At 65.8% G+C, this 11,559-nt stretch carries 8 protein-coding genes; 5 read left to right on the top strand and 3 right to left on the bottom strand.

Translation table 11 applies throughout. The features are described from left to right. Position 1 precedes the first annotated feature (1 nt). Positions 2–1,474 carry a bifunctional UDP-2,4-diacetamido-2,4,6-trideoxy-beta-L-altropyranose hydrolase/GNAT family N-acetyltransferase gene (locus P9849_RS11020; protein ID WP_278266838.1) on the top strand — a complete coding sequence of 491 codons (1,473 nt, stop codon included), beginning with the start codon at positions 2–4 and terminating at the stop codon, positions 1,472–1,474. 113 nt (positions 1,475–1,587) lie between these two features. Here the strand turns inward: P9849_RS11020 and pseI are convergent, their stop codons facing one another. Together pseI and P9849_RS11010 are read right to left on the bottom strand one after the other, a co-directional pair. After that, the gene (gene pseI, locus P9849_RS11015; RefSeq protein WP_278266837.1) at positions 1,588–2,640 is read right to left on the bottom strand and encodes a pseudaminic acid synthase; all 1,053 of its coding nucleotides are present in this window, start codon (positions 2,638–2,640) and stop codon (positions 1,588–1,590) included. A 106-nt stretch (positions 2,641–2,746) separates the two neighbouring features. Further along, positions 2,747–3,778, bottom strand: a complete 1,032-nt coding sequence (locus tag P9849_RS11010; RefSeq protein ID WP_278266836.1) for a hypothetical protein — start codon at positions 3,776–3,778, stop codon at positions 2,747–2,749. A 393-nt stretch (positions 3,779–4,171) separates the two neighbouring features. On the opposite strand from P9849_RS11010, the gene P9849_RS11005 reads away from it, so the two are divergent. Then, complete coding sequence (locus P9849_RS11005; protein ID WP_278266835.1) at positions 4,172–5,488, top strand: hypothetical protein; 1,317 nt, start codon at positions 4,172–4,174, stop codon at positions 5,486–5,488. A gap of 21 nt (positions 5,489–5,509) precedes the next feature. Here P9849_RS11005 and P9849_RS11000 read toward each other — a convergent pair whose 3' ends face one another. Then, entirely contained in the window at positions 5,510–8,149 is a 2,640-nt protein-coding gene (locus P9849_RS11000; protein ID WP_278266834.1) for a GH25 family lysozyme, read from the bottom strand. Positions 8,150–8,431: 282 nt separating this feature from the next. Here P9849_RS11000 and P9849_RS10995 point away from each other — a divergent pair, with 282 nt between their 5' ends. The 3 genes from P9849_RS10995 to P9849_RS10985 are packed head-to-tail and all read left to right on the top strand — an operon-like array spanning position 8,432 to position 11,441. Then, entirely contained in the window at positions 8,432–9,652 is a 1,221-nt protein-coding gene (locus P9849_RS10995; RefSeq protein ID WP_278269152.1) for an ATPase, T2SS/T4P/T4SS family, read from the top strand. Next, positions 9,652–10,506, top strand: a complete 855-nt coding sequence (locus P9849_RS10990) for a type II secretion system F family protein (RefSeq protein ID WP_278266833.1) — start codon at positions 9,652–9,654, stop codon at positions 10,504–10,506. The genes P9849_RS10995 and P9849_RS10990 overlap by 1 nt, the downstream gene beginning before the upstream one ends. After that, a complete protein-coding gene (locus P9849_RS10985) occupies positions 10,503–11,441 on the top strand; it encodes a type II secretion system F family protein (RefSeq protein WP_278266832.1) in 939 nt (312 codons plus the stop codon). Before P9849_RS10990 ends, P9849_RS10985 begins: the two co-directional genes overlap by 4 nt. The last annotated feature ends 118 nt before the right edge of the window (positions 11,442–11,559 follow it).

Raw genomic sequence — 11,559 nt, 5'->3', positions numbered from 1 at the left:
CGTGCGGATTCTCTTTCGTGCAGATTCGCGCAAGGCTCAGGGACTGGGGCATGTCGTCCGGGTTCTCGCCCTGGCGGAGGCTGCGCAGCACGCTGGTCATCAGGTGTTCTTCTCCGGAGACGTGGAGATCCCCTTCGGCGAGGACATGGTTCTTGCCCTGTTCGGGGAACGGTTTCCCAGGCCTCAGGGCCCTCAGGAGCTCGTTGAGCTGGCACTGCGGCTCCAAGTGGACCTGGTGCACATCGACACCTATGAGGAGCAGGGACCGCTGAAGGCGGTCTTCGAGGAGTCCGGTCTCCTCCTGTCCTCGACGGAGGATGGGAACTTCGGCCGGAGGCCGGCGCATCTCGTGATCGATTCCTCTCCGGGATGTGAGCTCGAACGGCGCCCGGATGATGGATCCTGGCGGCTTCTGCGCGGCACGTCCTTCACACCCATCAGGCCGTCTCTGCGTGACATGGATCTTCCGGCGGAACTCCGGGATTCTGCGGGTTCGTCCGAGCTGCGGGTCATGGTGGTGATGGGCGGGACCGATGCGCGGAACCTCACCCAGCAGGTGGCGGGATGGTGGGCGGCCAGCGGCGTGGAGTCGACCTGCTACGTGGTGGGCGGTGGCGTTCTGGATGTCACGCTCAGTCCCGGTCAACGTCTGGTCCGCTGGGATCCGTCGCCGTCCGTGTCAGGTGCTTTCCGCGCGATGGATCTCGTCATTTCGGCGGCGGGGACGACGGTGTGGGAGCTGGCCAGCTTGGGCGTCTCGTCAGCCGTTGTCCAGACGGTCGACAATCAGCGGGACAATTATCGCTTCATGACGGAGAACCGGGTGGCTGTCGGTCTCGGTGACGCCAGCACAGGCAGTGTCGCGACGGAGGCAGCAGTCGGCGAGATCAGGAGTCTGCTTCTGGATCCGCGGAGGCGCACCGCTCTGGGTGATCAGGCGCACTCCATCGTGGATGGCCAGGGGAGCGCGCGTGTCGTGGGGGTGTGGGAGGACTTCGTCTCTCCCGCTCATCGCGGTGTCTCGGCACGGCCTGCAGGGCTCGGAGATGCGTCGTTGCTCTTCGAGTGGCGTAATGATCCGAGCGTTCGAGCCGTGTCCAGGCAGACGTCCGAGCTCGACTGGGCCGGGCATGCCTCCTGGGTCGCCCGGACCCTCTCCCTTCCGGACAGAGTTCTGTTGATCGTGGAGCAGGATACGAAGCCGGTGGGCACCGTCCGCTTCGATGAAGTGTCGCCACGGGTGTGGGAGTCCTCCATCACGATAGCCCCGGCTGAACGAGGCAAAGGACTCGCACTCGACATCCTCGGCGCTGCTGAACGCACTTTGCTGGCGGAACGCGATGTCGAGCAGTTGGTAGCTGAGATGCTGACGGACAATGTCGCCTCGCACCGGTTGTTCCTGAAAGCGGGCTATGCGGGCGGACCAGCCACCGGCAGACCAGGATGGCAGCACCTGAGCAAGCGTGTGCACTGACCGGAGACTCTTGGGTCCGTTGAGCTGACCTCAGGCTTGCGCCGGCTCGTGAATGACGAAGGGCTCGCCCCAGGGCTTCTCCTGGGGCGAGCCCTTCGTCATTCAGTCGTATGTCAGACGATGTCCCACGTCAGCGGGGTGCCGGCATCGGCATCGGCACGGAACGTGCGACCCATCACTGTGTCGAGGTACGAAGGCTCAAGGCCACCTGCGGGACGGATCGACCTGACATTCTCTGAGGTGACGGTTTCTCCGGCACGAACCGGCTTGACCACGTACAGCGATCGACGCAGCCGGAGGCTTTCAGACTCGCCGGTGGTGTGCTGGATGACAGGGGAGCCAAGGGCTTCCCAGGCGGTGCGGCTCTCGGATACGAGGGCCTGCAGTTCGTTCGGCTCGAGGGAGAAATCGGAGTCGACCCCTCCGTCGGCCCGGCTCAGGGTGACGTGCTTTTCCACCACGGTCGCTCCGAGCGCGACTGCGGCGATGGCGGCGCCGATTCCCATCGTGTGATCCGAGAGGCCGACCTGGATGCCGAAAGCGTCGCGAAGGACGGGGATCGTCCGGAGGTTGGACTCAGACGGGGCCGCCGGGTAGGACGAGGTGCAGGCCAGGACGACAATCTGGTCATTTCCCTCGGCGCGGATGGTCTTGACCGCCGTGTCGATGTCGGTCAGCGTCGCGGCGCCGTCGGAAAGGATGACGGGTTTGCCGGTCTGAGCCACTCGGCGGAGGAGCGCAAGATCGCCGATCTCCAGTGACGCGATCTTGTACAGAGGAGCGCCCAGAGACTCGAGGAGATCGACAGCGGTGTGATCGAACGGGCTTGAGAAAGCGATCAGCCCACGGGACCGCGCTCGTTCGAAGATGGCCTCGTGCCACTCCCACGGCGTGTGCGCTTCCGTGTACAGCTGGTAGAGGTTCTTGCCACCCCACAGCGGGTGATCGCCACTGATGGTGAACTGCGGCTTGTTGGAGTCAATCGTGATCGTGTCAGCGGTGTAGGTCTGCAGTTTGACTGCCTGAGCGCCGGATTCGGCAACCATGTCGACGATGTCGAGTGCGCGCTTCAAGTCACCGTTGTGATTTCCGGACATCTCCGCGATGATGAAAGGCGGTGCGTCGGGGCTGATACGGTGATTCGCGATTTCGTAGGAAAGAGGCATCAGGGGCCGTCCTCAATAAGCAGATGGGTTCTCTGGAAAGTTGTTCAGCTACTAACAGTAGTCCGGAGTGGCCGTGAGGGCCGTGATACAGGGAACAGTTCGGCGCTCAGACCTGGATGTCGAGATCCGGAGCGACAAGATGTCTGGAGACCTGGGCGGTCAGGCGATCGGGGAGATGTTCGACGGGATGCAGCACGAAGTGCCACGGTGACACTTTGACGGCATTGACCACGGGACCGACTTCACGTTTCTTCAGACCGAGAATCGCTGCGGCCTTGGCGAGTGGTGCCCCGAGCCAGTAATGGAATGCGGCCCGATAGTTCGGCCCGTTCCACCCTAAGAGATCCCGGAGTTCGTCCGGTGACCGCATGGCGTCAGCGCCAAGCTCCGCCCTTGCCAGCGACTTCAGCGCCGCCAGGTCAGTGTTGGGGTCGTAGAACTCGGGCCACAGCTTGCGGAGGTATTCCTCTGAGGATTCTTCCTGGATGCCGGCGATCTGGAAGTGAGGACCGTAGATCTCAATCGGAGTGCCCACCGCCGCTGCATAGACCAATGCGGTGGCAAGACGGTTGGACACTACCTTTTTGGCATTCATGATCAGCCAGAGCACGCGTGCCAGGAAATCCGGATCTCTGCGTTCTCCCGCGGTGGTCAGGCGGTGACCCGCATCGCGCCACGCCGCAACGACGTCGGGCCGCTGGAGGTCATCGATGTGCATGCAGACGAGCGCCGGTCCTTCTTTTTCGTAGATCTCCCGGGCGTAGGCCGCCTGATCGCCTTCGACAGCGACCAGCCGGGTGCCATGGAAGGGGAAGACTACGGTGTCGAGAGTGGGCGTCGGACGCTCGCCGTTCTTCTCCACCATATCGGCGAGATACAGGGCGGGAGCGCCGATGGGCGTGCTGTGGAATCCGGTCTCCCGGAATGACTCTTCTTCCGTCCAGCCACGCGAGTCGTGGGTCCACGTGAAGAGATTGCCCGCGGGGGCAGAGCCGGCGAGATCCGCGAAGTGAGTGCGGATCGGCGTGACTGGAGTCCAACCGTGCTGCAAGAGGCCCTGGAAGTGCCGGGGACGGGTGAGCCCCGCAAAGCCAGCAAGGACAGCAGAGTGCCCGTAGAAGTGGTTCTGAATATCCACGTACCGTTCTCCTCCGGAGGTTCAAGGGGTGGCCGCTGCGCTTGGCGCACGGGCCGCACTTCAGAATACGCCATGTGATCCTGCAGCATTCTCGGAGGAAGGTACCGGTAGAATCACCACCGTGGCCTCGTGGCCGTCCTCGAAGCCAGGACCTTCAGGGCCGGTCGACTGAACGGTCACGTGGCCCAGCGTCTTGTCACGTCAGCGCAGACGGCGCCCGGAGGCCACTCGGCTCCTCCGGTTGGCCGTAGTCCATTCGCCCGTATCTTGCGGGTGCCGCTCCGATTGATTGCGATTCACGTGTCCGTCACACCCTCCACCACACAACAGACGGCGTCTGTGGGCCGAAACTCCTTCCTCTACCTGCTGGGCACTCTGACCCAGGGGGCAGGGGTGTTCCTGCTCCAGCCCATCACACTGCGCGTGCTGCATGACGATGTGAAGTGGCAGGAGCTGTTTCTTTCCATCTCCGTCATCCAGGTGGGCGTCGTCCTTGCGACCGCTGGTCTTCCGCTCGAAATCACCAATTCCTGGTACGACAAGGACGGACCTCGGCGGTCCCGGGCGATCAGTGGTTTTCTGTCATTCGGCGGCGCTTTTCTGGGTATCGCTGTCGCGGCCGCCTTTCTTCTCCTCTCGACCGTTACGGGGTGGGCACCAGTTTTCGCATTGGCCATAGCGGCCTTGGGCTTCCAGGCCAGTGTGCTGAGCGCCCAGGCGATTCTGAGAGCACAGGGGCGCGCGGTCAGATTCGTCGTCCTGAGCCTGATGTCCTCGATGGGCGCGTATGGCATCGGCTTGCTGGTGATGGTCATCTGGGGTCCGGAGCCCTTCGATTTCATGCTGGGCTATCTCGGCGGTGTGGTGGCCACTGCCCTCCTGGCCTGGAGCTGGACGCGACCGAGCAACCCGTTCAGGATTCCTGGCATCATCGGTGAGTCCTTCCGGATCGGCCTCCCGGTTCTGCCGCACACCGGCGCCCTCATGCTGCTGACGCAGGGCATGCCGTTCCTTCTGGCGCTCGTGGCGGCGCCTGGACTCTCGGGTGACTACGGCAAGGTCCAGATCTTCGTTCTGGGTACCATCTCCGTGCTGAATGCGCTCAACAATGCCTGGGTCACTTCGATCATGTCCACGCGGGGGGCGGCGCGAACGGTTCAAGTCCACAAGATCGCGAGGACGGCCAGCTGGATTTCGGTGGGACTTGTGGTTCTGGCCGGAAGTGCCGCGAACCTGGTCGTGCACCTCATGGCACAGGGGAAAGAAAGCCTGATCCCGCTGGCTCAGGTCATGCCATTGGTCGGGATCGGCTACGCCCTCTATCTGACGGCATGCACCTTGCTTTTCGCTGTCAGGGAGACCTGGTGGCTGGCGATCCTGTCTCCACTGGCGCTCATTGTGGGGATTGCGATCGCGGTAATGCCTGCATTGCGAGGCGATCTGACTCTGGCCGGGCTGGCCTCGGCGATGAGCTTCCTGTTGCTTGGCTTCATGTACTACCTGGTCGCCAAACGCCATCTGGAGGGCCACTGGCCGCTGAGGGATTTCGTGATTGCAGCCGTGGTGTCGGCCGCCTACGTGGCGGCGATCGAGTTGCTCCCCAGGGACCTTCTCACGGGGCTCATCACCTGCTGCGCAGGCCTGATTCTGGCGGCTGCTGCCGTCGCCGTCGTCGTGCTGAAACGGCGGCGGGCGAGGAGCGCTGCCTGAACGTGGCAGCGCTCCTCAGGGTCAGCCTGCGCCGAGATTGATCAGGACGTTGCGGCTTCCGCCGCGTCCATCACCGGACATGAGCTGCAAGGTCCCATCCGTCTGCCGGTACAGAATGCTCGGGTAGCCCGTCGAGGTGAAGTCGTGGGCCGGGATCAGCAGGTCGGTGTTGGCCCATGGCGCCGGCACCGATGTGCGGGGCAGGAATCCTCCCTTTCCATCGCCAGGATAGAGCCACTTCCCGCCCGCGGGCGTTGTGGCCAGCAGATCCGCTTTACCGTCACCGTCGTAGTCTCCGACAGGGAGGATGGCGTTGAAGGCGTTCCAGCCATTGCCGATCACCCGGCGGGGGAGGAATCCGTCGCTCCCGTTCCCCGGGTACAGCCAGAGGGTGCCATCCGATGAGCGGGCAACGACGTCGCCCCGGCCATCACCATTCCAGTCTGCGACCGCGCTGATCGAGCTGAAGATCTGCCATCCTCGTCCGATCGCCTTCCGAGGAAGGAAACCGCCTCGCCCATCAGTGGGGTACAGGAAGAGCGTGCCGTCGCCGGCACGGCTCAGGAGCGCCGGATTCCCGTTGGCTGCGAACCGGGGCGCATGCGTGACCGAGTCGAAAACCTGCCATCCGGACCCGATCTGGCGGCGCGGCTTCCAGCCGCCGCGGCCGTTGCCCGGATAGAGGAAGAGGATTCCCGCCTTGTCCTGAGCGAGCACGTCAGGAACGCCGTCGCCGTCGAAGTCCTCACTGCCCAGGATCCGCGAGAATCCTTGCCACGCTGCGCCTACGGGGACCGAGTCCGCGAACGACGATTTGCCACTGCCCAAGTACCCGGTGAGCTTGCCCGTGGAGTCCTCGACGATCACATCGCTGCGACCGTCGCGGTTGACGTCAACACCGCCGACGATCGAGGTGAAGCCACTCCAGCCTCGACCGATGACAGTCCGACCACCGAAGCCATTGGAAGAGTTGCCCGGATACAGGAGGAGATCTCCCGAGACGGTGAGGGCCAGGAGATCGGGAATGCCGTCGCTGTTCATGTCGCCGGCCGGAAGAACGGACGCGAATTGCTGCCAGCCCTGACCGATGATCGACCGGGCCTTGAAGCCGCCCCGGCCGTTACCGGGATAGACCCAGAGGGTTCCGTCCGGGGACACCGCCATCAGGTCATTGAACCCGTCGCGGGTGAAGTCCCCTGGTGCCAGGATGGTGGTGAATACATCCCAGCCGGTTCCGATCCTCACCCGTGGCAGAACACCGCCCCGGCCATCACCTGCGTAGAACCAGAGGTCGCCCGCGCCGTCCCTTGCCAGAATGTCCGGGGTCCGGTCGCCGTTGAAGTCCTTGCTCGCCACGACGATGTCGTAGATGTTCCATCCTGTGCCGATCGTGGTGGGCGTGGCGAACGACCCGTCCGGAAGACCTCTTTGGAGCGAGAGGATCCCGGAGCTCGACTTCTTGACCAGATCCGGGAGGCCATCGGACGTGAAATCACCGCCGGTGAGCCGGAAGGTGTTGGTGAAGTTCGCCGGCGGCGTGCCCTTGGCAAACCGGGCGAGACCGGCCTGATCACCGTTCCAGACGTTCGAGTCCCCGACGAACGGACCCTCGTCGCTGTACTGCCAGAGGCTGTACTGCTGCCAGCTCGCCGGGAGTGTCCCGGGAGTGTTGCTGGCGGACGACGGGTAGGCCGCGATCCACAGCGGGTAATCGGAGAACGCGGCCGAGTTGCCGGTGCAGCGGCTCCACCAGTCCGTGGTGGTGTAGATGACCGGGTACCGTCCGGTCAGCTGCTTCATGGTGTTGCCGAAGTCGGTGATCCACCGGACCATGGGCGCGCCGGCCAGGCTGTAGCAGGTGTCGCCGGAGTTGTAGCCGAGGTCGGTGCGGCCCTGGTAGGGGTTGTACTCGATGTCCAGGACAGGCGGAAGGGTGATGCCGTCGCTGCTCCATCCACCGCCGTTGGCGACGAAGTACTTGGCCTGGTCCGCGCCCGAGGACCAGCTCGGGATGGCGAAGTGGTACGACCCTCGCACCATGCCCTGATTGGCCGATCCGTTGTACTGGGACGCGAAGTTCGCGTTCGTGTAGTAGGAGCCCTCGCTCGCCTTGACGTAGGCGAAGCGGGAACCGAGGTTCCACTGTGCCCTCCAATCTACGGTGCCCTGCCAGGCGCTGACGTCCTGGCCCGGGACACCGAAGCCGGGGCGCCAGTGGCCCGTGCTGAAGGCGGCGGGCGCCATGCGGGAGAGGCCAGAGGAGGAGACCGGGCCGTTGCCGGCGCCGGTCACCGGCGCATCGGGATGGTCGGGGGCCGTCAGGGCCTCGGGCTTGGGCTGCGGGCCGGCCGTGGGCTGGACGGCCAGGTGTTTCCGGTCGGCATTCGACCGCATGGTGGCGCCGATCCGTCCCACGGCGTTCCGGGCCGTGGCGGGATCGCCGGCCGTCTCGCCGTCGGGCAGTGGTTCGGTCGCCGGCGGCGTCAGGGTGTTCTGGGACGGTGTGGGCGCCCCTGTCGTGGGCGCCGCCGTGGCAGGTGCCGTCGTCGCGGGTGCGCTGGGCGCAGGGGTGGAAGGGGTGGTGCGAACCGGCGTCGCGGTGCCGCTCGGCTGCGGGGTGGGAGCCGCGGTCGCGGAGTTGACCAGGGAGAGAAGCAGCACTGTGGACAGTGCCGCGGATGCCAGGCTTCTGGCGAATGCACGACGACGGTGGGCTGGGGTGGCGGGCTGAGACCCGTGGTGCATGAGACTCTCCGAGGGCCGGAAGGGTGGGGGAGGCGGGAGCGGGGCGGACTCGCGCAGTGCCTCCAGACTAACAGCGCGCTCTCGGATGAGTCAGGGGGCGTCGAGGCGTTGTCCACAGGCCGCCGGATGTTACTTGTCGCGAATTGGCGTGTTTCATAACATGACTTCACCATGACAGAAATCAACGGAGGGCGAGCCGTGGAGGCTGTGGAACTCATCGAGTCCGAGGTGCGGGAACTGGTGCGGCGTCGGGGGATCGATCCGTGGGCAGACGCGGAGCAGATCAAAGGCCTCGTCGCGGAGGCGGTGGCGGACTATGAGGAGCGGGCGGTGCGGGGCGGTCTCCCGGTGCTGGAGGGGCCGGAGGAAGCCGCGCGCCACTTGCTGGATTCGGTGGCGGGATTTGGCGAGCTCCAGTCCTATTTCGACGACCCGGAGGTGGAGGAGATCTGGTTGAACGGGCCGAGTGAGATCTTCGTGGCGCGAGCCGGGGAGTCGGAGCGAACCGGTCTGGTGATCTCGCAGGCACGGGTCGAGGCCCTGGTGGAACGCATGCTGAAGACGTCGGGCCGTCGTCTCGATCTGAGTTCCCCGTTCGTGGACGCCTCCCTGCCGGACGGTTCCCGCCTTCACGTGGTCATTCCGGACATCACGCGTCGGCATTGGGCCGTCAACATCCGGAAGTTCGTGGTGAGGGCGTCCCGCCTGGAGCATCTGGTGGAACTCGGCACCCTGACCCGGTCGGCGGCGCGGTTCCTCGGCGCCGCCGTGAGCAGCGGGCTCAACATCCTCGTCTCGGGTGCCACCCAGGCCGGGAAGACCTCGCTCCTCAACTGCCTGACCTCTGCGATCGGCGCCCGCGAGCGGGTCATCACCGTGGAGGAGGTGTTCGAGCTGCAATGTCCGCTCCCTGATGTGGTCGGTCTTCAGTGCCGCCAGCCGAATCTCGAAGGGGAGGGGGAGATCCCCCTGCGGCGGCTGGTGAAGGAGGCGCTGCGGATGAGGCCGGACCGGCTGATCGTCGGTGAGGTCCGTGCCGCCGAGAGTCTCGATCTCCTGATCGCCATGAACTCCGGGGTGGGGGCGATGGCCAGTGTCCATGCCAACTCCGCCCGGGATGCCGTGACCAAGATCTGCACCCTGCCCCTGCTCGCCGGCGGCAACATCACCAGCGACTTCGTCGTGCCCACCGTTGCCTCGTGCCTCGACCTCGTGGTCCACTGCCAGCGGCAGCCCAGCGGCCGACGGCTGGTCACGGAGATCGTCGCGCTCGGGAGACGGGTGGAGAACAACGTCATCGAGTCCAGTGCCATCTTCGCTCTGCAGGATGGGGTCCTGGAAGCGACCGGCCAGTTCCCGCCGGAGGAGAAGTTCGTCCGCGCCGGGTTCCGGCTGCAATCGCTCGTGGGGGCTGCCTGATGTCGGCGGCGCTGGGACTCCTGCTCGGCATGGGCGTACTGCTGATCTGGTGGTCCTGCTGGCCGCGGCCCGAACGAGACACGACGCCGTCACGGCCCTCGCGGATGGCCAGTGCGCTTCAAGCGGCAGGGGTGGAGCGGGTGACACCCGCCGGCCTGGTGGGTTCCGCGGCGGCTCTGGCACTGGTCACCGGGCTGGCGCTCCTGGGCCTCACTCGGTCAGCGCCCATCGCCCTGTGCTTCGCCGCGTTCGCCGCCTGGGGGCCGTGGTCACTGGTGACCTGGCGGGCACGACGCCGTGTCGTCGCCCTGCGACGCGCCTGGCCGGACGCGGTGGATCACCTGCGGTCCGCCATCCGCGCCGGGCTCTCGCTGCCGGAAGGGCTGATGCAGCTGGCGCTCAAAGGGCCGGAGGACCTGCGTCCCTTCTTCGCGGAGTTCGCAGCCGACTACCGCTCCGGTGGGAGCTTCGACATCTCCCTCGCGCGCTTGAAGGGTCGTCTGTCCGATCCTGTCGCGGACCGGATCATCGAGGCGCTGAAGCTGACCCGCGACGTCGGGGGAGCGGACCTGGGAATACTGCTCTCCGCCCTGGCCGACTTCCTCAGGGATGATGCGAGGACCCGGAGCGAACTTGAGGCCCGGCAGTCGTGGACCGTCAATGCCGCGCGGCTGGCGGTGGCGGCGCCCTGGCTGGTGCTCCTTCTGATGTCTACCCGGCATGAGGCGATCAGCGCGTACAGCACGGTGCAGGGGATGGCCGTCCTCGCGGGTGGGCTGGTCGTGTCGGTCGTCTGTTACCGGGTCATGCAGCGGATCGGTGCGCTCCCCTCCGACGAGCGGGTCCTCGGATGAGCCCGGCGTTCGTGGCCGCCCTGTGCGGTTTCCTCTGGGGTTGCGGCGTCTGGCTCGCGGTGGTGCGCCTGCCGATCATGAGGTCCACGACGCTCACCGAACGTGTCGCCCCGCAGCTGCGGTCGCAGGACACGAGTTCGCGGCTGCTCAGGTCCGCGGCGCACTCCCTGACACCCTTCGGCCCGCTGGAGCGGATCCTCGCGCCCGTCGTCCGTGATGCGGGCGCCTGGCTGAGCCGGTTCCGCTGGGGGAATGCCGCGCTGCAGGACCGTCTGACGCGCGCCGGGAGTGCCCGCACCCCTCTGGATTTCCGGGTGGTCCAGCTCCTGCTCGGGGCCGCGGCCTTCACCGGCATTCTCACGGTGAGTCTGCTCGGGGTCGTTGCCGGACGGGTCACTCCTGTGCAGGCGGTCGTCGCCTCCTTGAGCTCAGCGGCGGTCGCGGCACTGGCGCAGGAGCAATGGCTGGCGCAGCGGATCAGGGCGCGGGAGGCGAAAATTCTGCGGGAGTTCCCCGGGCTCGCCGAGATGATGGCACTGGCCGTCGGCGCCGGGATGAACGCTCGTGGCGCCGTGGAGAGGATCGCCACGATCGCGCAGGGTGAACTCGCGGACGAGTTCGCGCGGACGGTGGCCGATGCCCGGTCCGGCACACCCTTCCTTGACGCGCTGCGGGGTCTCGCCCGCCGGGTGCGCCTCGTCCCGGTCGAACGATTCGTGGACGGTCTCATCGTGGCCATGGAGCGAGGCACGCCGCTCGGCGATGTGTTGCGTGCCCAGGCCCAGGACGTCCGCGACGCAGGCAAGCGCGAGCTCATGGAATCCGCCGGCCGCAAGGAGATCTTCATGATGGTGCCGGTCGTGTTCGGTGTGCTGCCGCTGACCGTGCTCTTCGCCGTCTTCCCCGGCCTCGCGGCCATCACGCTGATGCTCTAGGTCCTCTGATGTTCTGGGCCGATGGCCTCAAGTGCGTCTTCTGAAAGACGCGTGCACGCCCCTGAAGGACCAACCAGTTCCGCTGAAGGAAAGGTATATCGATGACACCCTACGAGAG

The organism is Arthrobacter sp. Y-9 (assembly GCF_029690065.1).
Taxonomy (GTDB): domain Bacteria; phylum Actinomycetota; class Actinomycetes; order Actinomycetales; family Micrococcaceae; genus Arthrobacter_E.
The sequence above is the reverse complement of the archived record's forward strand: the minus strand, read 5'-3'. Positions and strand labels throughout refer to the sequence as shown.